At 64.2% G+C, this 26,066-nt stretch carries 24 protein-coding genes; 8 read left to right on the forward strand and 16 right to left on the reverse strand.

Annotated features, from left to right (window positions below; translation table 11 throughout):
- Window positions 1-66 precede the first annotated feature (66 nt).
- Together U5782_RS19465 and U5782_RS19470 are read right to left on the reverse strand one after the other, a co-directional pair.
- Window positions 67-1,116 carry a FecR domain-containing protein gene (locus tag U5782_RS19465; RefSeq protein WP_322045507.1) on the reverse strand — a complete coding sequence of 350 codons (1,050 nt, stop codon included), beginning with the start codon at window positions 1,114-1,116 and terminating at the stop codon, window positions 67-69.
- Window positions 1,117-1,126: 10 nt separating this feature from the next.
- Window positions 1,127-1,651, reverse strand: a complete 525-nt coding sequence (locus U5782_RS19470; protein WP_322045508.1) for a sigma-70 family RNA polymerase sigma factor — start codon at window positions 1,649-1,651, stop codon at window positions 1,127-1,129.
- A gap of 373 nt (window positions 1,652-2,024) precedes the next feature.
- Between U5782_RS19470 and U5782_RS19475 the strand changes: the two genes are divergently transcribed.
- Window positions 2,025-2,183, forward strand: a complete 159-nt coding sequence (locus tag U5782_RS19475) for a Tox-REase-5 domain-containing protein (RefSeq protein WP_322045509.1) — start codon at window positions 2,025-2,027, stop codon at window positions 2,181-2,183.
- A 164-nt stretch (window positions 2,184-2,347) separates the two neighbouring features.
- A complete protein-coding gene (locus U5782_RS19480; RefSeq protein WP_322045510.1) occupies window positions 2,348-3,076 on the forward strand; it encodes an immunity 52 family protein in 729 nt (242 codons plus the stop codon).
- A gap of 131 nt (window positions 3,077-3,207) precedes the next feature.
- Here U5782_RS19480 and U5782_RS19485 read toward each other — a convergent pair whose 3' ends face one another.
- Together U5782_RS19485 and U5782_RS19490 are read right to left on the reverse strand one after the other, a co-directional pair.
- A complete protein-coding gene (locus U5782_RS19485) occupies window positions 3,208-4,203 on the reverse strand; it encodes an alpha/beta hydrolase (protein ID WP_322045511.1) in 996 nt (331 codons plus the stop codon).
- A 66-nt stretch (window positions 4,204-4,269) separates the two neighbouring features.
- Window positions 4,270-5,229, reverse strand: coding sequence for a serine aminopeptidase domain-containing protein (locus tag U5782_RS19490; protein WP_322045512.1), 960 nt, complete (start codon window positions 5,227-5,229; stop codon window positions 4,270-4,272).
- A gap of 97 nt (window positions 5,230-5,326) precedes the next feature.
- Between U5782_RS19490 and U5782_RS19495 the strand changes: the two genes are divergently transcribed.
- Window positions 5,327-6,256 carry a LysR substrate-binding domain-containing protein gene (locus U5782_RS19495; protein WP_322045513.1) on the forward strand — a complete coding sequence of 310 codons (930 nt, stop codon included), beginning with the start codon at window positions 5,327-5,329 and terminating at the stop codon, window positions 6,254-6,256.
- Between the two features lie 9 nt (window positions 6,257-6,265).
- Here U5782_RS19495 and U5782_RS19500 read toward each other — a convergent pair whose 3' ends face one another.
- Window positions 6,266-7,246 carry a helix-turn-helix domain-containing GNAT family N-acetyltransferase gene (locus U5782_RS19500; protein ID WP_322045514.1) on the reverse strand — a complete coding sequence of 327 codons (981 nt, stop codon included), beginning with the start codon at window positions 7,244-7,246 and terminating at the stop codon, window positions 6,266-6,268.
- A 201-nt stretch (window positions 7,247-7,447) separates the two neighbouring features.
- Here U5782_RS19500 and U5782_RS19505 point away from each other — a divergent pair, with 201 nt between their 5' ends.
- The 3 genes from U5782_RS19505 (at window position 7,448) to U5782_RS19515 (ending at window position 9,636) form a co-directional block, all read left to right on the forward strand.
- A complete protein-coding gene (locus U5782_RS19505; protein ID WP_322045515.1) occupies window positions 7,448-8,677 on the forward strand; it encodes an MFS transporter in 1,230 nt (409 codons plus the stop codon).
- Window positions 8,674-8,802, forward strand: a complete 129-nt coding sequence (locus tag U5782_RS19510; protein WP_322045516.1) for a hypothetical protein — start codon at window positions 8,674-8,676, stop codon at window positions 8,800-8,802. The genes U5782_RS19505 and U5782_RS19510 overlap by 4 nt, the downstream gene beginning before the upstream one ends.
- Window positions 8,803-8,898: 96 nt before the next feature.
- Window positions 8,899-9,636, forward strand: a complete 738-nt coding sequence (locus tag U5782_RS19515; RefSeq protein WP_322045517.1) for a response regulator — start codon at window positions 8,899-8,901, stop codon at window positions 9,634-9,636.
- Between the two features lie 112 nt (window positions 9,637-9,748).
- On the opposite strand, the gene U5782_RS19520 is transcribed toward U5782_RS19515, so the two are convergent.
- The 10 genes from U5782_RS19520 to U5782_RS19565 all read right to left on the reverse strand — a co-directional run bounded on the left by U5782_RS19520 (window position 9,749) and on the right by U5782_RS19565 (window position 21,967).
- A complete protein-coding gene (locus tag U5782_RS19520; protein WP_322045518.1) occupies window positions 9,749-10,354 on the reverse strand; it encodes a hypothetical protein in 606 nt (201 codons plus the stop codon).
- 777 nt (window positions 10,355-11,131) lie between these two features.
- On the reverse strand, window positions 11,132-12,085 hold the full coding sequence (locus U5782_RS19525; RefSeq protein ID WP_322045519.1) for a DUF6402 family protein: 954 nt from the start codon (window positions 12,083-12,085) through the stop codon (window positions 11,132-11,134).
- Between the two features lie 225 nt (window positions 12,086-12,310).
- Entirely contained in the window at window positions 12,311-13,687 is a 1,377-nt protein-coding gene (locus tag U5782_RS19530; protein ID WP_322045520.1) for a sensor histidine kinase, read from the reverse strand.
- Between the two features lie 33 nt (window positions 13,688-13,720).
- Window positions 13,721-14,398 (reverse strand): response regulator transcription factor, encoded by a 678-nt coding sequence (locus tag U5782_RS19535; protein ID WP_322045521.1) that lies wholly within the window; start codon window positions 14,396-14,398, stop codon window positions 13,721-13,723.
- A 28-nt stretch (window positions 14,399-14,426) separates the two neighbouring features.
- Entirely contained in the window at window positions 14,427-15,722 is a 1,296-nt protein-coding gene (locus tag U5782_RS19540; RefSeq protein ID WP_322045522.1) for an MFS transporter, read from the reverse strand.
- Window positions 15,723-15,846: 124 nt separating this feature from the next.
- Window positions 15,847-16,935, reverse strand: coding sequence for an ABC transporter substrate-binding protein (locus tag U5782_RS19545; RefSeq protein WP_322045523.1), 1,089 nt, complete (start codon window positions 16,933-16,935; stop codon window positions 15,847-15,849).
- Window positions 16,936-17,157: 222 nt separating this feature from the next.
- Window positions 17,158-18,093: a flagellin N-methylase gene (locus U5782_RS19550; RefSeq protein ID WP_322045524.1), complete on the reverse strand. Its 936-nt coding sequence runs from the start codon at window positions 18,091-18,093 to the stop codon at window positions 17,158-17,160.
- Complete coding sequence (locus U5782_RS19555) at window positions 18,087-18,914, reverse strand: MetQ/NlpA family lipoprotein (RefSeq protein WP_322045525.1); 828 nt, start codon at window positions 18,912-18,914, stop codon at window positions 18,087-18,089. The genes U5782_RS19550 and U5782_RS19555 overlap by 7 nt, the downstream gene beginning before the upstream one ends.
- Entirely contained in the window at window positions 18,911-19,966 is a 1,056-nt protein-coding gene (locus U5782_RS19560; protein ID WP_322045526.1) for a formylglycine-generating enzyme family protein, read from the reverse strand. The genes U5782_RS19555 and U5782_RS19560 overlap by 4 nt, the downstream gene beginning before the upstream one ends.
- 9 nt (window positions 19,967-19,975) lie before the next feature.
- A complete protein-coding gene (locus U5782_RS19565) occupies window positions 19,976-21,967 on the reverse strand; it encodes an arylsulfatase (protein WP_322045527.1) in 1,992 nt (663 codons plus the stop codon).
- A 169-nt stretch (window positions 21,968-22,136) separates the two neighbouring features.
- Between U5782_RS19565 and U5782_RS19570 the strand changes: the two genes are divergently transcribed.
- Together U5782_RS19570 and U5782_RS19575 are read left to right on the forward strand one after the other, a co-directional pair.
- A complete protein-coding gene (locus tag U5782_RS19570) occupies window positions 22,137-22,916 on the forward strand; it encodes a DeoR/GlpR family DNA-binding transcription regulator (protein WP_322045528.1) in 780 nt (259 codons plus the stop codon).
- 12 nt (window positions 22,917-22,928) lie between these two features.
- Window positions 22,929-23,270: a helix-turn-helix domain-containing protein gene (locus U5782_RS19575; protein ID WP_322045529.1), complete on the forward strand. Its 342-nt coding sequence runs from the start codon at window positions 22,929-22,931 to the stop codon at window positions 23,268-23,270.
- A gap of 155 nt (window positions 23,271-23,425) precedes the next feature.
- Here U5782_RS19575 and acnB read toward each other — a convergent pair whose 3' ends face one another.
- Window positions 23,426-26,011, reverse strand: a complete 2,586-nt coding sequence (gene acnB, locus U5782_RS19580) for a bifunctional aconitate hydratase 2/2-methylisocitrate dehydratase (protein WP_322045530.1) — start codon at window positions 26,009-26,011, stop codon at window positions 23,426-23,428.
- Window positions 26,012-26,066: the final 55 nt, after the last annotated feature.

Below are 26,066 nucleotides of genomic sequence, written 5' to 3' on the forward strand. Positions count from 1 at the left end.
AAAGGGGACACGTATGCGCGAAATTTTTTCGAAGCCGCGCCTTGAGGATGAGAAGGGGGCGTTGTGTCAGGCCGAACCGCTCGCCCGCGTCGCGGGTGCTGCTTGCGGACCTGGCGCGACCGTCACCCAGTAGCGCGTGCGCCAGATCACCTGCACGGGCAGGGTCTCAGGCAGCGCGGCGAGGATGTTGTCGGTATCGGCGAGCTGGAAGGCGCCGGAGATGCGCAGATTCGCCACGGCCGGATCGCAGCGCACGAGGCCGGGCCGGTAGCGGCTCAACTCGGCGAGAAAATCGCCCAGCCGCACGTCCTGAGCGAACAGCACGCCACGCGTCCAGTCGGCGCTGTGCGGATCGGTGGGCGTGAGGGGATCGATGCTGTCGGCCGTGAAGCGCGTCTGCTGCCCGGCGTTGACGATGCGCGCGAGATGCGGCGCGTCGGCCGGCGTGACTTCCACAGCGCCGTGGAACACGGCGACCTGTGTGCCCGCGCCCTCGCGCACGACGAAGCGCGTGCCGAGCGCGCGAATGCGCCCATCGTCGGTCTGCACGATGAAGGGCCGTGCGGGAGACTGCGGGTCGGGCGCGGTCTCGACGAGGATTTCGCCTGCGTCGAGCCGCACGCGCCGCTCGTGCGCGTCGAACGCCACGTCGAGCGCGGTGCCCGTGTTCAGGTCCACGCGGGTGCCGTCGGCGAGGACGAGGGTGCGGCGCTCGCCGGTGGCGGTGCGCGCGTCGGCGCACCAGACGCGCCACGGCGCCGTTTGCCAGGTGAGCCAGGCGGTTGGCCCCGCCACCAGTAGCAGGCTCAGAGTCTTGAGCGCCGCGCGGCGGCGTGCCATTCCGGGCGCGTTGCGCTCAGCGCGAGCGAGCGCGGGCAGGCCCAGGTTCGCGGGCAGCACGCTGAATTTCGCGTTGAGCCGTTCGGCGCGACGCCAGGCGCGCGCATGTTCCGGGTTGGCCGCGCGCCAGCGCGTGCAGGCGTCGATCTCTTCGGGCGTGGGATTGTCCGCGAGGCGCACGAGCCATTCGGCCGCCGCGCGCGCAACGGCGCGCTCCAGCGGGCGTTGGTCGTCGTCCGCGCTGGCTGCGCCGGTTTCGATGCGATCGGCCCTCACGACGTCATCCTCACAGCGCGAGCATCAGGCAGGCTTCGAACGCGTCCGCCATATAGCGCTTGATCGTGCGCTCGCTCACCTGGAGCCGCGTGGCGATTTCGGCGTAAGTCAGCCCTTCGAGTTGCGCGAGCAGGAAAGCCATGCGCACCTTGGGTGCGAGGCTGTCGAGCATGGCATCGACTTCATGGAGGGTTTCGAGGATCACGAGGCGCTCTTCGACAGACGGCACCTGCGGTTCCGGCAGATGCGCGAGCGTGTCGAGAAACGCCTGTTCGAGCGAGAGACGCCGGTAGTGGTTGAGCAGCACGCGGCGCGCGACCGTCGTGAGGTAGGCGCGCGGCTCGCGCAGTTCGTGCAACGCGGGGAGGCCCGGCCGCTCGTGCGCGCTCAGGATGCGCAGGAAGGTGTCGTGCGCGAGGTCAGCGGCTTCGAAGGCGTCGCCCAGCTTGCGGCGCAACCAGCCATGCAGCCAGCCGTGATGGTCGCGATAGAGCGCGTGCACCTGCTGTTGCGCGTCAATCAGGACGGCGGACATCGAGCAAACCCCTTTTTTTCCCCGCGCCGCTGGCCAGTGTCGTCGACCTGACTATGCGCATTAAATACGAATGATTTGCATTTATAACTTGATGTTACGGTTTGCGCAACAAATATCGTGATGGATTTTTGATCGCGTTGCAGCACATCTACATGCATCTGTTCTGTTTAAATTCAACAGGTTAGATTTTGGGATCACTGGTATCCGGCTGTGGCATCTGTTTTGTGGGGAATTCCAAGGGGAGAATTCGTTCGTAAGCCATCAGCGATGGGGGCTCCTGACGCTGGCTGCGACCGATCTCGGCCGTATCGACGGTACGGACCTGTCCGGCAAGGTGCATGGCGGGAGGAGGAGAAGCACCAAGGGCTGGAATATGGAGTGGGCATGGCAACCTGGCGACGAACCTAAGCCAGTAACTTTCGACGGCTTTATGAAAGCGCAATGCTTGCTGCAAGAGGCAAAAGGAAATTACGATCAGCTAATGGATAAATTTCTCGATGAAGACGGTGAGTCAATTTACGATTTCGACTGATTCAGTTCAACGAAGAAGCAGGTTATCCGCCAGGCTGACGTGGTCAAGAGGAATCCTGCGAGTAGACTAATGTGGTATTTTGAAACACCACGATTCGATAAGTTCATGCAACCAACGCTCACGAGGGCAGAGGTTCCTTCGACCTGCGCTGGATAAGGAATATCATGTATTTACAAGCGTCATTCAGAGACGATGCGTCTGTGAATGAAGGAAATTTCTCACTTCAGCTTCGCCGCGTTTATCCGCTGCTTTCGGACCTTTCCAGTAGTGATGGAACACTAGGTGGGCCTTGGTATTTGAACGCAGATGGTGAAGGCGATAAATCAGGAATTCCAGTATTCGACGGCACTGGACCACGATCTGCCGCTATCGAAGAATTGATTCTCCGTAGTCAGCATGAGTCGGGTCAACCGAAAAGTATTAATATTTGGAATGGAAATCCGGGAAAAGGAAACACGTCTTCAATATCAATTATTATTGATTGCGGCAGCATTGCAAATCAATTTGAATTGAGCATAAGCGAGAGACAAAAATGTGGATCTCGATTGGGGCTATATCTACCATGCGCAAAGGCGGTATCCACCGTTGCGGTGGAATTTAATTGTCCTTTCGCTACGTTTGGACCTCGCCCGTATTTTGAGAAGCAAGTCTTCGATGACCGCCCCGGCGTAAGCTGGATGCTCTACCTGCCGCAGGCCCTTACACCTGCACAGGTTCCCGAAGCGCGCGCTTTGATTCCCGTGATGCACGAAGGGCAGCAAAAAGGCACGATCATTGTCAGCGTAATGGATGACGTGTTCGACGTGAACAACCGCGAGCATGTCAAGGTGGCAAACGATATCGAAATCCGCCTTGCAGACCAAGACCTGTTGCCGCGATTCGTTGATCTATAACGCTGTGTGTATTGCCCCGTTTTTGCGGGACTCGTTATTCAGGCGTGAGTCTCATCGACCCAGCTGCCACAACAATTTCGGAAATAGAAAGGGGCGCGAGCGCCCCTTTCTAGCCGCAGGTGAACCCGCCCTCAGCGACCCTCGCCGCGCACAACCGGGTCGCGCAGGAATTCGAGCAGCAGCGCGTTCGTTTCTTCGGGGCGTTCCTGCTGGATCCAGTGCCCGGCCTCGGGTATCAGCACTTTCTTCGTCAGGCGCGGCACATGGTCCTGCAACTGCTCGTAGGCCTTCGCCATCATGTGGATCACGCCGTCCTGTTCGCCCGCGACGAACAGCGTGGGTTGCTGGATGCGCGCGCCGTCGAGGAAGGGCGTGAGCGCCCAGTTGCGGTCGAGGTTGCGATACCAGTCGATCGAGCCGCGAAAGCCGCTCTTGCGGAACTGCGCGGCGAACGTATCGAGATCCGTGGCGCTCAGCCAGCCCGGCAGCGTGTCGGGATACGCCAGGCTATCGATAAAGCGCAGGTTCTTTGCAAAGCCGATAAAACCCTGCCGCCGATGCTCCGGATGCTTGCGGCTCTCGCCGCCCGCCGTGTAGTAGATGCCGAGCAGCGAGCGGCGGATGTCCTCTTCGAGTTCACGCTCGACGCGGCCCGGCGACTGGAAGTACTCCTGGTAGAAGTGCTTCTCCAGCGTATGGGTCTGGAAATACGCGGCGGGGCGCACGCGCGAGCGCGGCAGATACGGCACGCTCAGCAGGGCGAGCGCGCGGAACATATCGGGGCGGAGCAGGGCCGCCGTGGCGGCGACGATGGAGCCCCAGTCGTGACCGGCGAGGATCGCGTGCGTTTCGCCAAGCGCATGGACGAGGCCGACCAGATCGCCGGTGAGGTTCAGGATGTCGTAGGCGGCGGTGTCGAGCGGCGCTTCGGTGTCGCCGTAGCCGCGCTGGTCGGGGGCGACCACTCGATAGCCCGCGGCGGCGATCGCCTCGATCTGGTGACGCCACGAGTACCAGGACTCGGGCCAGCCGTGGCAGAGCAGCACGAGCGGCCCTTCGCCGTGCTCGACGTAGTGCATGCGGATGCCGTTGGTGTACGCGTAACGGTGCTCGAATGATGCGCTCATGGAGACTCCTGGGAAGGTCGCGGCTCCCGCACGATAGCAGATATCGTCGCAAAAAGAACGGTCGATCTATTTCGCCTTGGTGTGGGCGGAAACCACCTTGCCAGGTGCTTGCGGTGCGAGGGTGCCGGTGCGCAACCAGTGCAGCGCGCCAGGCCAGAGCGAGTTTTCGAAGCGAGCATGAAAAAACGCGAAATGGCCGATTTCCGGGACGCCGATCTGCGCGGGCGCGATACGCAGATGCGCGCGCGGCGCGTGCGTGAAATAGGCGAGCAGGCGCTCGATGGCGGCAACCGTGCCGAAGGGGTCGTCGGTGAGGCTCACGGCCAGGATCGGCGCGGCGAAGCTGGCGAGGCGCTCTACCAGCGCCGCGCGTTGCTTTTCTGTGCGGGCGATGGGCGCCCGCGCGTAAGTGTCCTCGAAGCGCGCGCGGCTGCGGCTCCATGAGAGCGCGACGCCGCGCGGCGTATCTTCCATCCAGCCCAGCCGGGCCGCCGGAAAATAGCCGCAAAGCCCGGCGAGGGCGGGCATGACCGCATGCCACTTGATCAGCATCGCGATCCGGCTGCGCGCAGCGTAATCGCGCCAGTGCGCGTACTGTGCGCCGACCGTGAAGACGCGCCGGATCAGCGCGCCGGAGGGCGCGAGCCCCGTCACGAAGCCGCCGATGCTATGCGCCACCACGTCGATCGGCTGCCCCGCAAACGCCACGTTCGCATGGCGCAGCACCGCTTCGAAGTCGCGCTCGCCCCAGTCGAGCCAGGTGGCGTCTAACGCAGCCAGCCGTTGCGGCGGCGATTCGCCGATGCCCCGGTAGTCATAGACGATCACATCCCAGCCATGCCGATGCAGCCACGCGGCGAAGCGAAAGTAGTAACGGCAGCGCACGGCCGTCGCGGCATTGACGATTGCGAGCGGACGCGGCGTGCGGTCCAGCGCAGGCGTGCGATGGCGCCAGACAAAGCCGCCGAGTGCAAAGCCATCGGCGGCGCGCAGCGTGAGGGGTTCGGGCGTCGCTTGCAGGTTCATGAGACGGGATGGCTCCGGTAGGCGGTGTTCGCCATTCCACTTGACCCCGGCCGTTCGCTCAATCAATCTTCCTGCATCGTTCGCATGAGGACCATGCATGTCAATTCCGCTCGTCAAGCTGCCGTCGCTCGATTTCATCCGTGGTTTTGTCGCCGTCGGGCGGCGCATGAGTATCACGCTCGCCGCCGAGGATCTGTGCCTGACGCAGTCCGCCGTGAGCCGCCAGGTCAACGCGCTCGAAACGATGCTCGGCGTGCGCCTGCTCAATCGCGGCTATCGGTCGATTTCGTTTACGCCCGAAGGCGAGCGCCTCTTTCGCGCCGCCGAGGGGGCGGTCGCGCAACTCCAGGATGTCGTGGATGCGCTCATGCAGCCGCGCGTGCGCCAGCCCGTGACGATCACGGCGAGCATCGGCGTGGCGGGGCTCTGGCTGTTGCCGCGTCTGGGCGCGCTGCAGCAGCGTCATCCCGATATCGACCTGCGGGTGGCCGCAACGGACAAGGTGCTCGACCTGCGCGCCGAGGGCGTCGACCTCGCTTTGCGCTATGCGCCTGCGAATGCGTCGGCCTCGACGTTTGCCGCGGCGCACCGGCTTTACGAGGAATATGTGATGCCGGTGGCGCATCCCTCGCTGGGCGTGAAAACGCTCGATGCGGCCACGCTGGAGCGCCACGTCCTGCTCGAATTCGACGGCCCGCGCCGCCCGATGCTGCGCTGGCCCGATCATCTGGGCGCGCTTGGCCTGGAGGGCCGGCCCGCGCGTGGCGTGTTGCGCTTTAACCGCTACGACCAGGTGATCCAGGCCGCGCTCGCGGGGCGCGGCATCGCGCTCGGCCGTCTCGCGCTGGTCGAGCCGATGCTGGCGGACGGGCGGCTCGTTGTCGTCGGCTCAAGCGCCTCAACCGGCGCGGCGCAACCCAGCGCGCCAACCGGCTACGCCTACTGGCTTTACCAGGCCGACGCGGCGCCGCGCGCCGACGTGGGCGCCGTCGTCGAGTGGATTCTGGACGAAGCGCGCGCGAGCTAAGCGCGTGGGTTAAAGCTGCGGATTGACGCGGCTGAAACGCTGCTCGGTGACGGTGGTGCCCCACTGCGCGCCCTCGGCCTCCTGGGCCAGTGCGAAGCCGAACGACTCGTAGAGGTGACGCGCCGCGTCGAGTCCCTTGAAGGTCCAGAGATACGTCTCGCTAAAGCCCTGAGCGTCGACGAAGCGCATCGCCTGCGTCATCAACTGGCGGCCGATACCCGAACCGCGCAAGCTATCGTCGACGATAAACCAGCGCAGATGCGCAATACCCGTTTGCGGATCGCCGTCGATCGCCAGCGAAGCGAGCGTGCGGCCGTTCTCGACACCCAGCCAGAGCGCCTTGCCTGTGGCCGGCAACGCTGCGGCGAAAGCCGCGAGTTCCGTCGCGACTCGCTGCTCGAAAAACGCGCCGAAGTGCCAATGCTGCGCGTAGTAGCGCGCGTGCAGACTCGCGATATCGCCGATGCAGCCGGGACGGTAGCCTTCGAGAATCTGCGGGCCGTCTTTTGCATCGACGGCAATGGCCTTGGCGCCGTTGTCCTGCGCGAGCGCATCGGCGTAAAGCGCGAGCGAGCGCAGCAGCGCCTGCTGATCGGACGGCACCATGCGTCGCAAGGCATTGGAGACCTGATCCGTGGCAAACCGGTCGATCTTGCGCCGCAGCTTCTGGCCTTCGGCCGTGAGATAGAGCTCGGACGAGCGTGCATCGTCGGCACTGGCGCGACGCTCGACGAAACCGTCGGCTTCGAGCCGCGCCACCTGTCTGCTGGTGTTCGATTTGTCGAGCCGCAGCGTCTGGCCCAGATCTTTCGCGTTGACGCCCGGCTGCATGCCGATCTCCAGCACGGCATGCACCGCCGATGGCGCGAGTTCGCTGTCGGCCAGCGTCGCGCGCATGAAACCCAACTCGCGCACCAGCTTTCGCGAGAAGTCGCGCAATTCCAGGATGGTGGTGTCGCGGTTTTGCGGTGGGGGATCGACGAAGTCCATGCGTGTGCTCGAATAGTTGCGATTCGCAACTTATATTAGTTGCAAGTTGCAACTTGTTCAAGGGCGGATTTTTAGCGCGACTCGCATGCGCCCGGTGCATGTGAAGCAAGCCAAAAACTCACTTGAGCACCTTGCCTCACGCGCGGTTTACTGCGTGCATGGCGACCGGACGTGTCGCGGCAAGCGCCGAGGAGAACCGCAGTGAGGGCACCCGAAGAGGCATGGCGGCAGCGCTGGCTGCTGGTGTTGGCGGGCGGCATCGTGATGGGCGCGGCGCTGGGTGTGCGCAACGTGCAGGGATTGTTTCTGCTGCCGGTGACGATCGACCGTGGCTGGCCGCGTGAGACCTTCGGCCTCGCGCTCGCCTTGCAGAACCTGCTCTGGGGCGTGGCGCAGCCGCTCACCGGCATGATCGCGGATCGCTACGGCTCGGCGCGCGTGATCTTCGCGGGCGCGCTGCTCTACGCGCTCGGCCTCGCGGTGATGGCGCACGCGGCGACGGTGGGCGTCTATACGTTCGGCGTGGGCGTGCTGATCGGCGTCGCGTTGTCGGGCACGGCCTTCGGCGCCGTGTATGGGGCACTATCGCGGCTTTTTCCCGCCGACAAGCGCGGCTGGGCGCTGGGCGTGGCGGGCACTATCGGCGGGCTCGGGCAGTTCTGGATGGTGCCGCTCGCGCAAGGGATGATCGGCTCGATCGGCTGGTCGGCGGCGATCGGCGTGCTGGCGGTGGTCGTGCTTGCGACCGCGCCGCTCGCGGCATGGCTGCGCGACCGGCCAGCGGCCAGCGGCTCGCCGAGCCACCCGGGCGACACGATCCGCGCCGCCGTGATGGGAGCGCTCGCGCATCGCGGCTTCTGGCTGCTCAATCTGGGCTTCTTCGCGTGCGGCTTCCAGCTTGCTTTCATCGGCGCGCATCTGCCCGCATGGCTGCTCGACCGGGGCATGAGCGCGCGCGAGGCGAGCATGGCCCTTGCCATCATCGCGCTGGCCAATACGGCGGGCACGTTCCTGTGTGGCTACGCGGGCGGCCTGCTGCGCCGCAAGTATCTGCTCTCGGGCATTTACTTCGCGCGCGCCGCCGCGATGGCGCTATTCATTACGCTGCCGCTCACATCCGCGAGCCTCTATATATTCTCCTTCGCGATGGGGCTCATGTGGCTCGGCACCGTGCCGCTCACGAACGGCATCGTCTCGCAGGTGTTTGGCGTGCGGTATATCGCCACGCTATTCGGGTTCGTATTCTTCGGTCATCAGCTTGGCAGCTTCTTCGGGGTGTGGCTGGGCGGCGTGGTGTTCGATGCTACGCATTCCTATGCATGGCTCTGGTATGGTTCGATCGCGCTTGGCGTGGTGTCCGGGCTGCTACATCTGCCGATCGACGACCCGCGCGTCGGGCATTTGCCTGAAAGCGCGGTGCAGGCGGCATGAAATCGGCATGGTTCGCAGCGGCCGGTGTGTTACTGCTCATAGCAATCAGCGCGGTGGCGTTCGCAGGGTGGCTCACGTCGTCCGCGCTGCTGGCGCTGCTCTGGGGGCTGACTTTCTGCGGTTGAGCGTTGCAAAACAAGGCGCAAAGCCGCGTTGTACAGGAAAGGAACGGAAAGAAAACGCCCCCCATACGGGCACGGGCGCTGCTTTAAAATTCGCGCATGAAGCCCTGTGTCCTCATAGTTGACGACGATCCCGTCGTGCGCGACCTGCTGAGCCGTTTCTTGCGCTCGCACGATTTCGATACGGCAGTCCTGCATGACGGCAAGCATTTGCTACGCCGTCTCGAACGCGAACGGCCTTCGATTGTCGTGCTGGACATCATGATGCCGCAGACCGACGGCCTCGAAGCCATCGCTGCGTTGCGCGCGGCCGGCGACGATATTCCCGTGATTTTCGTGAGCGCGCGCGGCAGCGTGTCCGATCGCATTCGCGGCCTCACGCTAGGCGCGGACGATTATCTGCCCAAGCCCTTCGATCCACACGAACTGCTCGTGCGCATCCAGAACATCCTGCGCCGGCGCGGACCCTCCACGGCGAGCGCGCCCGAAGTGCGCACGCGCTATCAGTTCGGCCCGTTCGAACTCGATTTCACGATGCGTACGCTCTCGCGCGAACGCACGCCAATCCCGCTGCGCGAAAGCGAATTCGCGCTGCTCAAGATCTTCGCCACGCATCCGTACAAGGTGCTCACGCGCACGCTGATTCACGACATCGTGCATCGCGACGCGCGCGAATTCCGCGAACGCAGCCTCGACGTGCCGATCTGGAGACTGCGCCGCGTGGTGGAAGACGATCCCGCAGCCCCGCGCTATATCCATACAGTGCGCGGCAAGGGCTACGTGTTTGTGCCCGATCCCGCGCAAGTGCCGGAAGCCCTGGTCGAAATCCAGGCCTGAATTCGCCGCATCGATTGTCGATGCGCGAAAAAAAGCGCGCCGGCGAAACCGCCCGGCGCGACAGGTACCACCGAGACACCGGTAGGCCTTTCAGGGATTGCTCTATGACCGCTCAGGCCGAAGTATCGATGAACAGGCCGCTCGCTGACGAAGCGCCTTGCGTCTGTAGATTGCTCGCGAGCGTCGAAAGGAAATGCTGAAGATCCAGGCTGGTGCCGACCGACACGTCAGCCGGCGATATGCCCAGCGATAGCAACAGGTTCTGGTAATTCGAAGCCAGACTGCTACTGGCCGAAGACGACTGCGCGAGGCCCGACACCGCCGAGGCGAGATCGCTGCCATAGCTCGCGGACGTTACGCTGCTTTGTTGTCCCGCGGCCTGGAACAGCGAGCCGAGGAATTGCTGAAGCGCGGCGAGTTTATCGGCGGGGGTGGCATCGTTGTTCGACGTGCTGTCCGACAGGTCGGCGAAGTCGTCGTAATCGCCAGAGTCGCTTGCCGAGCCCGTTCCGAGCGAATCCAGCGCGGCCGCGACGGCCTGCGCGAGCGGATCGGCGCTTGAACTGTCCGAATTGTCCGAAAGGTCCGATGACGCATCGTCGGAAGACAGCGGCGTGTCGCCCGACGATGCGGTGTCGACGGCGCTCGGCCCAGACCTCCAGTACGCGTAGAACGAAGTGGGATCGCCAGATGAACCGCCGACGGCGCTGATAGGCATGGATTACCCCCGGGGAGTGAAACGGGTCGATGTTATGTCGCGCCATCGTATGCCGTTCACGCGCCGGTGGGGTGGGTTTGTAAGTCGCGGGAAGGAAGGGGACAGGGATAGCCGGAAGTGCTTCCGTCAAAGTCGACTTCGCAATTGGCCGCTGGGTCTGGTGGCGATGTCGACTGTTTGGCGAAGTTGCAACTTGAGGCTGGAAATCAGCAAGTTCACGAATTAGACGAGGCGGCCGCGGCTTTCTCGCGTGGCGCTTGATTATCGGCGAGGCGCTAAACGGGTCGCTGTGCCTGCTCTCCGAGGCCTTAGGGCAAGCGAGCACGAAGGCGGTCTAACAAAGTCGGCGGGAGTTTGATGAAGTCGCCATCATTAGGCCCATAGGACAGGCGATCTTGCGACCATGCTAATAACGGTGCTTCGGAATCGTAGTAAGTCCGCTCAGCGAGCAAGCTCATATCTGACGTTCGGTAAACACGTAAAAGTATCATTCGGTTTCCCATATAGCCATAGCGTGCTGTATATATTCCCCTGTCCGAATCTGACTTGTCATCATGGAACTTCGATACGGCCTCTCGCTTCATCGCGATGTCGTAATAGTTGGATGCGTGAAACGTTACTCCTATAAGAATAAAAACGAATCCGTAGCGACGTACAATCTTTACAAACCTGCTCTTTCTTTCTCCACTTGCTACTATGAGAAGAAGGATTTCAATGGTGAAAGATATGAAAAAAATCAGTGACGCAGCGAATAAAATTGATCTTGACATCGCCAACTTATCCTATGAAAACGCGTATTGGCATCGGAAGTCTAAGTGATATGTAATTTGAGAAGATTATGAAATCTCCGCCACGCTTATGCTTCAATTGCCACTCCCGGAAATCGCGATTTCTTACCGGAAAAAATACTTTCCCTTCCTCGTAAATGCTTGACGGGACGCTTGCACCAACAACGACTGGAGAATCGAGCCATCGAACACCGGCGACATCGGCCAGGGCATAGCTCGGAACGACAATCATACCGTTCTTCTCTGCCAGTGTGACGCCTACAGGCATCCTTTGAAACTGAAAATGCTTATGCAGGAGATGCAGATCGCTGGCACATAAATCCCACGGTTTGAGGTCAATGCGGTCTGCGTAAGGGCGCAGTCTTCTTTGCAATACAGCGTAGGCTCTTTCGTTGTAAATTCGCGTCTCTATTAATTCATCGTATGCTCGCTTCGCCCGGCCATAGGAGAGTACCCATTTCATCTTGATCGTTGTTCGATCAATCATGCCCTCAGGATAGGGGTTTCCATCCTGATTTATCTCATTGTCCTCATCGGCGTCGGTCGGAGAGTAGTTCAGTTGCCCCGCAAACCATCGTTCCATAAGCTTTGCTGCGACAGGCATGGCTTCGGCGCGCATCGCATCAGGAAATTGCTGAATATCGAATCGTGGAACTACTTTGGGCTTTTGCGGTGGCCTCGGAGCCGGAGGTGCGTCTCGCCAGGCCTTGAAGCGCTCTATGCCGTCCAGGATGGCAATCAGCGTGTCCGCGGCGTCTTTCTTCCTGACTGGCTCGGGCTTCGGTCGGGGCGGTGGCGCTGATTTGTCGGCAGGTGGAGGCTGATCCGAAGATAATCCGACTCCACGGACACACTGGCAACTCTCCTTTACCGTCCAACTCAATCTAAGAAAATTGATCTTGCAGTAGGGAATGGCGCTACCATCGATATATGCTTCCGGCATATCGTTTGAACTCCAGGTCGTTCCGTTGTGAGGACAATTAAACGACTCTCTTTGTGTGGAGTTCTGGCGTCAATGGCGTGTGACAATTCTTTTCATCGTCTGAGAAATTTGCGTCGACCTGGATTTTTCGCTGTGTATTAAATCAGCCGTCCTATGGGATGAGTAGTCAGTTCGCGGTCATTCACCTTGCTGGTTGGGATGATTCCCGGCGCGGCAGCAGCCCGCTCACCCCACCGCAAACTCCACCACTGCCACCGTCCCACGCCCTTGCCCGCCTCGTTCGAGCTTGACCTCCGCACCATGCGCGCGCGCGATCTCGCGCACGATCGCAAGTCCCAAACCACTGCCCGGCAAAGTCGACGCCCGGAAAAACGGTTCGAACACCTTGTCGCGTAGCTCATCGGCGATTCCAGCGCCCTCATCGGCGACCGTGAGCATGTGGGTGTTCGCACCCGCCGTGAGCGCCACAACCACCGTGCCGCCCTCGGGCGAATAACGAATCGCGTTATCGACGAGATTGAACACCAGCACCGAAAGCAGTTGCTCGTTGCCCATGACCTCGGCTTTCTCGGCAAGCGTCGCCACAAGTTCAACGCGCCGCCGCTGCGCGAGCAGCGCCAGTTGCTCGATCACACCCGTCGCGACCGCGCGCATATCCACGGGCACGCCTTCGAACTGCGTGTAATCCGCAGACTCGGCCTGCGCAAGCGTCAGTAGCTGGTTGGTGAGCCCGACGAGCGATCGATTGCTCTGATGCATCGCCTGCAGCGTCTCATGCAGCCGCTCGGGGTCCTGCTGGCGGCGCGCATATTGCAACTGCGTGCCGAGCAGCGTGAGCGGCGTGCGCAACTGATGCGCGGCATCGGCGATGAAGCGGCGCTGCATGGCCGTCTGCCGCTCGATCAGATCGAGACAGGCGTTGAACGCGCTGACGATAGGGCGTAGTTCGGTACGCAGCGGCTCGACGTCGATACGCACCGACGCCATGCTCGGCGACGTGCGCACGCGCTGCGGCAGACCGCGCGCGAGGCGCGTGAGCGGGCGCAGCTCCAGCGTGAGTCCGACGCACACGAGTATCACCGCGGCCGTGACGATGCCCGCGAAATAGAACATCTGCGGACGCCAGAGCGCACCCGCCATCGCGTCGCGCTCGTACAGCGTGCGTCCGACCGAGACGATCACGCGGCGCGTCGCGCCTGCGTCGTACATCGGCCGAATCAGTGAGACCGCGCGGATGGGCGTGCCGTTGACCTCGGCGTCGTACCACTGCGGCGAGGTGGCGGGCACGCGCTGCGGAAAGTCCGAGGTGCCCGCGATGATCGGCCCGCCGATTTCCTGCACGCGGAAAAACACCTGATCGCGGTGCGGCGTGCGCAGGATCTCGATCGCGCTGGGCGAGATCGACGCGCTCAGCGTGTTGCCTTCCCAGCCGATGTCGCCTGCCATGACGCGCGCCGCCGACAGCAGCGCGTCGTCCTGTAGCAGGTTGGCCGTGCGCCAGGCGTTGCCGCGCGTGATCAGCCCGGCCGCCGCGATGAACAAGGTCATCGGCAGCACGAGCCAGAGCAGCAGGCGCACGCGCAGGCTATTGGTGGGCCTCATGGCGGCCCCAGGCGATGAAAGAAGGGAGGAAGCTCACTCGTCCGCTTCGGCATCTTCGAGCAGATAGCCGAGGCCGCGCAGCGTGATGATGGTCGCCGTGCTCTTTTCGAGCTTCTTGCGCAGACGCGAGACGTAGATTTCGATGGCGTCCTCGCTGGTGGGCGCATCGGCGTCGCTGACCGATTCCGCGAGCGCGGCCTTCGAGACGGTCTTTTTCGCGCGCAGGATCAGCGTTTCCAGCACGGTATGTTCGCGCGGCGTGAGCGTGAGCGCTTCCTCGTCCAGATAGAAGCGCCGGCTGTCCATGTCGTAAAGCAGATTGCCGCAGCGGATGCGGTTCGAGCGCGAGGGCGCCTGGCGGCGCGCCAGCACCTTGACGCGCGCCACCAGCTCGCGCGCGTCGAAGGGTTTGACGATGTAGTCGTCGGCGCCGGCGCCCAGGCACACCACTTTTTCGTCGATGGCGCCCGTGGCCGTGAGGATCAGCACGGGCGTGGCGTCGCCGCGACCGCGCATGCGGCGCAGCAGCGCTTTGCCCGACATGCGCGGCAGGTTGAGGTCGAGCAGCACCACGTCGTAGGACGAGGCGCGCAGCGCGTCCTCGGCGGCCTCGCCGTCGCCGACGTGGTCGATCATGAAGCCGTCGTCGCTTAGCGTGCGCACGAGCCAGTGCGCGAGTTGTTCGTTGTCTTCGACGAGCAGCAATCTCATGCGTGTTTCCGGAAATGATGCAGGCCGGTCAGGCCGTCTTGTATTGCTCGCGGGTGGCCTTCGCGCGGTACAGGAACAGGGTCGCCACCATGCCGCACACGGCGGCGACGCTCATCCATGCGCCCGGCACGGCCTTGTCGCCGGTCAGGTGGATCAGCCAGGTGGAGATGGCCGGCGTGAAGCCGCCCACGAGCGTGGCGAGGCTATACGCCATCGAGAAGCCCGTGGTGCGCACGTGGACCGGCATCAGCTCGGTCAGCGCGACGACCATCGCACCGTTGTACCACGCATAGAGCGTCGAGAGCCACAGCTCGACCACCAGCAGCGTTGCGAACGACGGTGCGCCCACGAGCCACTGCATCGCCGGGTAAGCGGTGAACACGGTCAGCGCGGTGCAGGCGATCAGCACGGGGGCGCGGCCGATGCGGTCGGACACGGCGCCCGCGATCGGCAGCCAGATGAAGTTCGAGACGCCCACGCAGACCGTCACGAGCAGCGCGTCGTACGAGGAGAGCTTGAGCACGACCTTGCCGAAGGTGGGCGTGTAGGCCGTGATCAGGTAGAACGAAGTGGTCGTCATGATGACGAGGCCCATGCCCGCGAGCACGATGCCGTAGTTGGCCACGATCGCGCGGGTGATTTCGCCGAGGCTCGGATGATGACGGCGCGCCGTGAATTCGTCGGATTCGCGCAGCGTGCGGCGGATATAGAGCAGGAAGGGCACGATCAGGCAGCCGATCACGAACGGCACGCGCCAGCCCCAGCTCGTCATCGCCTGGGCAGGCACGAGGCTGTTGAGCAGCACGCCGAGCGCGGCGGCGAACACCACGGCCACTTGCTGGCTGGCCGACTGCCACGCGCAGTAGAAGCCGCGGTTGCCCTTGGTGGCGATTTCGGCGAGATAGACCGAGACGCCGCCCAGTTCAGCGCCCGCCGAGAAGCCTTGCAGCAGACGCCCGATCAGCACGAGCGCCGGGGCGAGCAGGCCAATGGTCGCGTAGCCCGGCACGAAGGCCACGCACATCGTGCCGATCGCCATCAGCGTGAGCGACATGATGAGGCCCTTGCGGCGGCCGTGGCGGTCCATGTAGGCGCCCAGCACGATCGCGCCGAGCGGGCGCATCAGAAAGCCCGCGCCGAACACGGAGAACGCGAGCATCAGCGAGACGAACTCGTTGCCGGCGGGAAAGTACGCCGTGCCGATGGCGGCGGCGTAGTAGCCGTACACCATGAAGTCGTACATTTCGAGGAAGTTGCCGCTGACCGCGCGGAACACGGTGCGCGCTTTCGAGTCGCCCGGTGCGGTGTTGATGGCAGTAGACATGTTGGACATCCTTTGATGAGAGACGAGTACGCCCGCAGCGGCCGCCATGACCTGACGGACCGCCGTGCCGCTCGCCTTGTGGCTGCATTCGACGCTGGTAGTGTTCGCTGAACTGCTGGGGCTGCTACGGCGCGCCCTTGGGCGCATCGGACTGTGCGCCGGTGACGAAGGCGTTGGTCCAGGTTTTCGAAAGGTCGACGTGCCGCGCCGTCAATCCCGAGCCCGCCGCGATCAGCACGCGCAGCACGGTCTGTGGCGCGCCCTCCGGCATCTGGCCGTCGTGCGAGAACGCGGGCTGCGCCGAGGCGAGCGCGGTGACATAACCCGCGCGATCCGCGCCGGTCAGCTCGGGCGGCAGGGTGTCGGCGATGGCCTGCGCGGAGTGCGTGTCGAGGTAGCGCAGCGCGCGCACCAAGGCATGCACCAGTTGCGCGGTCTCGTGTTCATGGGCATCCACCCAGCTACGGCGCATGTACAGGCAGGCGCCCGCGTACGGGCCGCCCAGCCAGCGCTGCGAGCCTTCCACGCTGCGCATGTCGGCGACCATCTGCGCGGCGCCGCTCGACAAGAGGCGCGTGGCCGTGGGTTCCTCGACCATGCCCGCGTCGATGCTGCCTTGCTGGATCGCTTCGATGAAGCGCGTGTCGGTCGCGAGCGGCACCACCGTGTAGTCGCCCGGCGCGACCCCGGCGCCCGCCGCCAGAAAGCGCGTGACGACCCAGGTGGAGGAGCCGAAGCCTGTCACCCCAAGACGCCGTCCCTTGGCCTCGCGCATCGAGCCCGAGCGGGCCAGCGCGCGGCCGCCTTCGGAGCGCGTGGAGGCCAGTTCGGCCAGCCCGGCGGCGCGCTGGAAGACGACCACCGAGAGCACGTCCTGGCCACGGCTTTGCAGATCGAGCGTGTGGTCGTAGAAGCCCACTGCGCCTTCGATCGCGCCTGCGATCAGCTCCGTGGAGGTGTCGATGCCCGCCGGGCCGGACACCACCTGGACGTCGAGCCCTTCGTCGCGGAAATAGCCCAGCCGCGCGGCCAGCACCACCGGCAGATAGACGATCTTGGACATGCCACCCATCATCAGCCGGATGGGGGTGGCCGGCTGAGGAGCGGCCGGCTGCGCCTGCGCCCACACCGGCGCGCTGATGCCTGCCACAGCCGCGCCTAGCGCGATGCAGAGCAACAGGGCGCGACCGGGATGCTGGGCGCGAAAAGGCATGGGGGCGTGTCTCCTCTTGGTGGACGGTGCTCCGGCGGGCTACGGCGGCCCATCGGTAGTTTCGGATTGGTGGCAAGTATAAAAAAAAGAGCCCTTCTGGTTGCTTTCTGGCGTGAAGGGATTTTGTCGGTATTTACCCTCTTGCGGGGCGTGCGCGAGCGAGGGCCGCGCCTGGGAAGGGGAACGGGTTCTGTCAGGCGGGCGAGCGATCCCGCCCGTTTTTTAGTTCACGCCGAGCCAGCTTTCCACGTCGCGTGCGAATGGCGGATCGGACGAGTTTGGCGTGGGCGAGCGTGATAGTTCGTCGAACGCGCGCGCGTATGCCTGCGCGAAGCCGCGTAACTCCTGCGTGAAGGCGCGCTCGTCGTGACGGCGTCGCACGAGCGCGGCGGCGACGCTCGCTTCGATCAGCGCGCGCTGTTTGCCGATGATATCGAGGCACGCCGCGTGGCACGCGGGCGATACGCGCGCCACGGTAAGCAGCGCGGGCACGGGCGGCATAGTGAGTCGCGCCCCGGGTGCAAGCGCCGCGAGCGAGGCGGGTGCTGCGGATAGCGCCGCAGCCAACGCATCGCGCCAGACCTTGCGTTCAAACACGAGCGCTGCGCGGTCGCGTTCGAGCGCCTGCTTGTCGATCACGCGCGCGCCATCGAGCAAGGGGATGGCAAGCGCTTCGACTCCCTCGCGGATGCAGTCGGCGCCAAGCGCACGGATGCCGTCGCGCCGCGCGCCCAGCGCCACCGCCTGCCAGCCGTCCGGCACGAGCGGATCGAGCGGCACGGCGGCACAACGCGTGGGTTTGCCCGCGTCGTGCAACGTGCAGCGGCCGTCCTGGGCCAGCGCCGGGCAACGGGCCGACGAAGGATAGTCGTAGCCCTGCAGCGTCACCGAAATCCAGCTCGCTTCGCGCCCGCTCGCACGATGAAAGAGCGTGTTGGCGAGCGCGTCGTGATCCTCGACATCCTGCGCATCGAGCACGTGTTCGATGCCGCCCGCGACAAGCCGCTCACCCGCGCGCCGTGGCGCGACGCGCTCGATTGCAACGCTGCCGATGAACACCGAGCGATGCGCGAACCACTCGCGCAACGAGAGCGCGGGCGGGCTATTGCAGCATTTGCCGCAGGCGTTGCAGGCAAGTGACCAGGTGCGTTCTACCACGGCCGCCGCACCGAATCCTGATAGCGCGTGAGGATGAAGCGCGCGACATCATCGGAGTGATAAGCGGAGACCAGCGCACCGACCCAAGGTGCCGAGCGATCCGCATCGCGCACCGTCAGCACATCCGCGTAGGGCGAGCGCGCATCTTCGAAGCTGATGCTGTCGCGCGCGGGGAAGAGGCCCGCGTGCGCGGCATCCTCGCTCGTGATCGCCACGACGTCCGCCGAATCGAGCGCTTTCACGAGCCGCTCGCGCGGCACGGTCACGATCTTCAGATGCAGCCGGTTGCCCGTGATATCGCGCGTCGTGGCGTGCAGTCCCGCGCTGTCGCGGAACATGACGAGCGTGTCGTTCTGCAGCAGCACGAGCGCGCGCGCCGTGCCGGGCGCATCGGCGGGAATCGCCACGGTCGCGCCGGGCCGCAACTGCGTGAGGCTGCGCAAACGGCGCGAATACAGCGCCATCGGCAAGGTGACGGTCGGCGCCACGCTGGCGAGCGCGTAGCCGTGCGCGGCGCGTGTGGCGTCGAGGCGCGTGCTGTCCTCGAAGCTGGCGGCGTCGATACGGCCCGCGGCGAGCGCCGCGTCGATACGCGAAGCGTCGTCGAAGACCATCACGTCGATGGGCAAGCCGCGCGCGGCCGCCACGCGTTTGACCTCGTCCATGATCTGCGCGTGCGTGCCGGGCGTCACGCCCACGCGGATCGTTGCGGGCGCAACCTGTGTCGCGCCGTTGCCAGGCGGTGCCGATGCATAAGCCAGCGGCCACGTGGCGCCGAGCGCGAGCGCGCATGAAGCCATGAAAGTCGAAGCGCGCTTCATGCCGGATCCCTCAACACCGTGCGAAAGCCGATATGCGATGCCGCGAGATCCGCCTCCTGCTGCTCGCGCGACGACGCCCGGTAACGCACGCAGTAATCGCGCGAGCACAGGAACGAGCCGCCCTTGATGACCATCGCCGTATCGTGCCGATGCGAGGCGGGCGCCACGGCGGCGGTGTCGCCGTTCGTGTGCGACTGGTGCGGGCCGCTATAGACGTCCTTGGTCCATTCCCACGCGTTGCCGATCATGTCGTACAGGCGGAAGTCATTGGACGCATAGCAACCCACGGGCGAGAGCCCGGCGTGGCCGTCCTCGGCGGTGTTCAGCACGGGGAACACGCCTTGCCAGTAGTTCGCAGCGGGCTTGCCCTGCGCATCCACGGGGGCGGCGTCGAGGCTCGCGTCGTTGTGACCCGCCTTGCCCGCGTACTCCCATTCGGCCTCGGTGGGCAGGTCGCGGCCGAGCCACTGGGCGTAAGCGAGCGCGTCGTGCAGCGTGACGAGCGTCACGGGCAGATTGCCCTTGCCGTCGACGTTGCTGGCGGGCCCTTGCGGATGCCGCCACGACGCGCCATCGACCCATGACCACCACGCGAGATCGCGCGTGTTCATCTCGTCGCGCGTCGGCACGTGGAAGACCGCTGCGCCGCCCTGCTTTTCGGCTTCCGTCACATAGCCCGTGGCCGCGACGAAAGCCGCGAACTGCGCGATTGTTACGTCATGCTGATCGATCCAGAAGCCGCCGACACGCGTCGTGCCGCCACCGCTATCCGGACGCTCGTCCGGATAGCCGCGCGTGCTGCCGAACAGGAACGCGCCGCTGTGCAGATGCACCATGCCCGCCTTCGGATCGTCACGCCAGCGCGCGGGCAGGCCGCTGTAGCGCTCGCATTGCCGATCGTTGCCGAGCGCGGCGAGCGGCCGGCCTTCGTTGAGCGTGTCGAACGCCGCACCCGGCGCGGTGCGCGCGCTCGCATGCGTTTCGTAGGTCAAGGCGAAGGCCGCCGCGAAGATCGCGGCGCCGAGCGCCGCGCCGGTGAACCAGAAGCGCATCGCCGGTCCTCAGTAATAGCCGTGCGGCTGCAGCGGTTCCACGCCGCCCACGCTCGTCATGTAGTCGTTCCATTGCTGGATGAGCGACTGGATCACCGAAGGATTCTGCGTGGACACATCGTTGACTTCGCCGCGATCGGCGCTAATGTCGTAGAGCTGCCAGTGACCGTCCGCCGGTCCGAGCGGCGGCTCGGTCCAGAGCGCCTTCCAGCGGCCATCGGCGCTACGCAGATAGGCGCGGCCATAAGCCTCGTCGCCAAACGCGGTGGTGTGGACTTCGGCGGTACTCGTGCCCTGGATGAGCGGCAGCAGCGACTTGCCCGTGACCGGGTACACATAGCGGTTGTTGTAGACCACCTTGCCCTTGTTCTGGTCGACGCCGGTGAGCGCGCTCACGAGCGCGGGCGCGGGCGTCGAAGGCGGCGTGACGCCGGCTACGTCGAGGAAGGTCGCGGTGTCGTCGGTGACGTGCGTGAACACGCGCAGCGTCGCCGCCTGGGTGGTTTGCCCCGGCAAATGCGCGATCGTCGGCACCGATACGCCGCCTTCCGCCGAATAGCCCTTCGTGTAGCGGAACGGTGCTGCGCTCACCTCGGCCCAGCGCAGGCCGTATTGCAGACGCTGCGCGTTCTGCTTGCCGTTGTCGGTGCCGAGCGCCGAGTAGGTGGGCTCCTGCGAGTTGGCCGTGTCGGTGGCCGTGGGATCGGCGCCCGAGTCGATCGGCCAGCCTTCCGCGCCGTTGTCCGACTGGAACATGATGAAGGTGTTGTCGTACTCGCCGATGTCCTTCAGATGTTGAATCAGGAGTCCGATGTTGTAGTCGAGATTCTCGACCATGCCCGCATAAATTTCCATGTAGCGCGCCTGCGACTTGCGCTCGGCGGGCGAGAGGCTGGCCCAGAGTTTGTCCACGTTGCCCTGGCCATAATCGGAATAACCCGCCGATGCCGGATGCACCGCGCTGATGTACTTCGCGCTTGCGGTGCCGTTGTTTGCCGTGGCGGGCGAGCGTGTGAGCGTTTCGGCCAGGCCCGGATTCGGCTGGAAGTCGGCGGGAATCAGACCTAACGCCTTTTGTCGCGCGATGCGCGCATTGCGGATGGCGTCATAGCCCGCATCGTAGACGCCCGCATATTTATGCAGCCACGGGTCCGGCACCTGCAACGGCCAGTGCGGCGAGGTAAAGGCCGCGTAAGCGAAGAACGGCTTGCCGTCGCCCTTGTTCGAATCGATATAGGAAATCAGCTTCTGCGTATAGAAGTTGGTCGAGTAGAACACAGCGGGGTTGCCGCCCGTACCGCCGGGCTGACCCGGTTGCCCAGGCTGCACGTACTGTCCGTCCTCTGTGTAGTTCTGCGAGCCCGCCAGTTCGTGCGCGAAGTGATTCGTGGCTGCGCCGCCAAGCAGCGCATAGCTGTGTTCGAAGCCCCATTGATCGGGCGTCTGACCGCTGCCCGAGGCACTGCCGACGATGCCCGATCCCAGGTGCCACTTGCCCGCCATGTAGGTGTGATAGCCCGCGTCCTTGAGTAGTTGCGCGACCGACAGCGCACGGTCGTTCAGATAGCCTTCGTAGCCGGGCAGACCTTTGCGCTCGTCAGTGGGCACGCCCATCGTGCCTTCGCCTACGAGATGGTGATCGGTGCCCGAGATCAGCATCGAGCGCGTGATCGCGCAGACCGTGCCCGCATGGTGATTCGTGAGAATACGGCCCGAGGCCACCAGCGCGTCGAGATTGGGCGTGTTGATTTCGCCGCCGAACGCGTGAATGTCCGAGTAGCCGAGATCGTCGGCCATGATGTACAGAATGTTCGGTTGCTTGTGCGCTGTGGCCGCCGCGCTTACCTGGGAGGTGACGCTATCGGAGCCGCCGCATGCGGCAAGCGCGAGCGCGCCTGCGATGACGGCGGCGGCCAGACGTAGGCGCGGCAGGCGCGGTATGGATGGCTGGGATGGTCGGGAAGTGCGGGAGGAAGCGCGAAGGGCGGCCGTGTATCTCATCGTCGTTGTTCTAGTACTTTTGTTTATTGGAGCGGCGATCTTAGCGGCGGCGGCGCGGGACCCAAAGTCGGATTCGTCAGTTGCTTCGCGCTGGATCTGCTATGGGCGCAACGCCTTGCGCGACAGCCCTTACAATAGACGACACCCCTTACCCGCACCCCACGAGACCATGACACGAGACCCCCGCCTCACCCTCAACGCGCGCCAGCAGGAGCTGCTCGAATGGGTGCAGCGTGACGGCTTCGTGACCGTCGACGATCTGGCCGCGCATTTCGACGTGACGCCGCAGACCATCCGCCGCGACGTCAACTGGCTCGCCGACATGAATCTGCTGCGCCGCTACCACGGCGGCGCTGCACTGCCCACGAGCGCCGAGAACGTTTCCTATAGCGCACGCCAGCAGATGTTCCACGACGAGAAGCGCCGCATCGGTGCGCTCGCGGCTTCGCATATTCCCGATCAGGCTTCGCTTTTCATCAACCTCGGCACGACGACCGAAGAAGTTGCGCGCGCACTCAATCGGCATCGTGGCCTGCGCGTCATCACCAACAACCTCAACGTGGCGAGCATGATGAGCGGCTATCCCGAGTGCGAGGTGCTCATCACGGGCGGCATCGTGCGGCCTTGGGACAAGGGCATCGTGGGCGAATTGACGATCGACTTCATCCGCCAGTTCAAGGTGGATTACGCGATTATCGGCACCTCGGCGATCGAGACCGACGGCACCCTGCGCGACTTCGATACGCGCGAAGTGCGGGTGGCCGAGGCGATCATCCAGCACGCGCGCACCGTCTATCTCGTCACCGATCACTCGAAGTTTGGACGGCCTGCGCTGGTGCGCCAGGGGCATCTGAACCAGATTCACGCGCTCTTTACCGACAAGCCGCTGCCCGACGAAATGAGCGAGACCATCGCGCAGGCGGGCACGGCGGTGTATGTCGCGCAGTGAGCACGCGCTGAAATGAAACAGAGCGCGACGGGTTGCTCGGTCGAAGAGTCGATGCGTCTGTTGGGCGGCCGCTGGCGTCTCTTGCTGGTGTCGTATCTGCTCGATGGGCCGAAGCGCTTCAACGATCTGCGGCGCGACATGCCGGGGATTTCACAACGTATGCTCACGCTCGACCTACGTGCGCTGGAAGAGGCGGGGTTGGTGCTGCGCACGGTGTTTCCGGAAGTGCCGGTGCGGGTTGAGTATCGGCTGACCGAGGATGGGCTGCGCTTGCTGCCGGTCGTAGAGGTGATGCGGGAGTTTGGGTTGTGGCTGAAAGGCCGGGCGGCGATTCAGGTGCCTGGCAGCGAGTGAGCCGATTCGCCGTTTCCCATTAGCGGTTACCTTTTGCGCCGTCACGCACATGCGCCGCCCTCCGTTCCAGATAATCCGCCGACTCATACCCACCAATAAAAAAACGCCGCAGGCATCAAGCCTGCGGCGTTTTTACGTGGTGCTACGAAGCAGATTTAGATCTGCACGGTGTCAGCCACTTCCTTGAAGTCTTCGATCTGGTCGAAGTTCATGTACTTGTAGATCTTGTCGCCGTTCGCGTTGAGCACGCCCATGTCGGCCATGTACTCTTCCTTGGTCGGGATCTGACCCAGGCGCGAGCAGATTGCCGCCAGTTCCGCCGAGCCGAGGTACACGTTCGTGTTCTTGCCCAGACGGTTCGGGAAGTTACGGGTCGACGTCGACATGACCGTCGCGCCTTCGCGCACCTGTGCCTGGTTACCCATGCACAGCGAGCAGCCCGGCATTTCGGTACGTGCGCCGGCCGTGCCGAACACGCCGTAGTGGCCTTCTTCGGTCAGTTGCTTCTGGTCCATCTTGGTCGGCGGCGCGACCCACAGCTTGACCGGAATGTCGCGCTTGCCTTCGAGCAGCTTCGAAGCGGCACGGAAGTGACCGATGTTGGTCATGCACGAACCGATGAACACTTCGTCGATCTTCGCGCCAGCGACGTCCGACAGCGTCTTCACGTCGTCCGGATCGTTCGGGCAGGCCACGATCGGCTCATGCACGTCGGCCAGGTCGATTTCGATGACGGCCGCGTATTCCGCGTCTGCGTCCGGTTGCAGCAGTTCCGGCTTGGCCAGCCACTGCTCCATTGCCTTGATACGACGCTCGAGGCTGCGCGGGTCCTGGTAGCCCTGGGCGATCATCCACTTCAGCAGCGTGATGTTGCTGTTGAGGTATTCGATGATCGGTTCCTTGTTCAGATGAACCGTGCAACCCGCTGCCGAGCGCTCAGCCGAAGCATCCGACAGTTCGAACGCTTGCTCGACCTTCAGGTCGGGCAGGCCTTCGATTTCGAGCACGCGGCCCGAGAAGATGTTCTTCTTGCCTTGCTTGGCGACCGTCAGCAGACCTTGCTTGATGGCGTACAGCGGGATCGCGTTGACGAGGTCACGCAGCGTGACGCCCGGCTGCATCTTGCCCTTGAAGCGCACCAGCACCGATTCCGGCATGTCCAGCGGCATCGTGCCGGTGGCGGCCGCGAAGGCGACCAGACCCGAACCCGCCGGGAAGCTGATGCCGATCGGGAAGCGCGTGTGCGAGTCGCCGCCGGTGCCGACGGTGTCGGGCAGCAGCATGCGGTTGAGCCACGAGTGGATCACGCCGTCGCCCGGACGCAGCGCGATACCGCCGCGCGTGCTGATGAAGTTCGGCAGCGTCTGGTGCGTCTTGACGTCGACCGGCTTCGGATAAGCGGCGGTGTGGCAGAACGACTGCATGACGAGGTCGGCCGAGAAGCCCAGGCACGCCAGGTCCTTCAGTTCGTCGCGCGTCATCGGGCCGGTGGTGTCCTGCGAGCCCACCGAGGTCATCTTCGGTTCGCAGTACGTGCCCGGGCGCACGCCCTGGCCTTCCGGCAGACCGCATGCGCGGCCAACCATCTTCTGCGCCAGCGAGAAACCCTTGCCGCTGTTGGCCGGCTGTTGCGGCAGGCGGAACAGGGTCGACGGGGCGAGGCCCAGCGCTTCACGCGCCTTGGCGGTCAGGCCACGGCCGATGATCAGGGGAATACGGCCGCCTGCGCGCACTTCGTCGAACAGCACGTCGGACTTGACCTGGAATTCGGCGATGACTGCGCCGTTCTTCAGTGCCTTGCCATCGTACGGGCGCAGTTCGACCACGTCGCCCATTTCCATTTGCGACACGTCGAGTTCGATCGGCAGTGCGCCGGCGTCTTCCATCGTGTTGTAGAAGATCGGAGCGATCTTGCTGCCGAGGCACACGCCGCCAAAGCGCTTGTTCGGGATGAAGGGGATGTCTTCGCCCGTGAACCACAGCACCGAGTTGGTCGCCGACTTGCGCGAGGAGCCCGTGCCGACCACGTCGCCCACGTAGGCAACCAGGTGACCCTTTTCCTTCAGCGATTCGATGAACGCGACCGGGCCGCGCTTGCCGTCTTCTTCCGGCGTGATGCCGGGACGTGCGTTCTTGAGCATCGCCAGCGCGTGCAGCGGGATGTCCGGGCGGGTGGTCGCGTCCGGTGCCGGCGAGAGGTCGTCGGTGTTGGTTTCGCCCGTGACCTTGAAGACGGTGATGGTCAGGCTTTGCGGGACTTCCGGACGGCTCGTGAACCATTCGGCGTCGGCCCAGCTTTGCAGCACGGCCTTCGCGTTGGCGTTGCCCTTGTCGGCGAGTTCCTTGACGTCGTGGAACTGGTCGAACATCAGCAGGGTCTTCTTCAGCGCGTCAGCGGCGACGGCGCCCACGGCGGCGTCGGCCAGCAGCGAGATCAGCGGCTCGATGTTGTAGCCGCCCAGCATCGTGCCGAGCAGTTCGGTAGCGCGCTCGCGCGAGATCAGCGCGCATGCGGTCTCGCCCTTGGCCACGGCGGCCAGGAAACCGGCCTTCACGCGCGCGGCTTCGTCCACGCCTGCGGGCACGCGGTTGGTGATCAGGTCGACGAGGGTTTGCTCTTCGCCTGCGGGCGGGTTCGTCAGCAGTTCCACCAGCTCGGCGGTTTGCTTAGCGGTGAGCGGCAGGGGGGGAATGCCGAGCGCGGCGCGTTCGGCTACGTGAGCACGAAAATTTTCAAGCATGGGGAACCTGCTGGTATTGCGTTTCAGGGGAAGGTTTTCCTGGCAAGCCGAGGCT

Origin of the sequence: Paraburkholderia sp. J67 (genome assembly GCF_905220265.1) — a bacterium.
Lineage (GTDB): Bacteria > Pseudomonadota > Gammaproteobacteria > Burkholderiales > Burkholderiaceae > Paraburkholderia.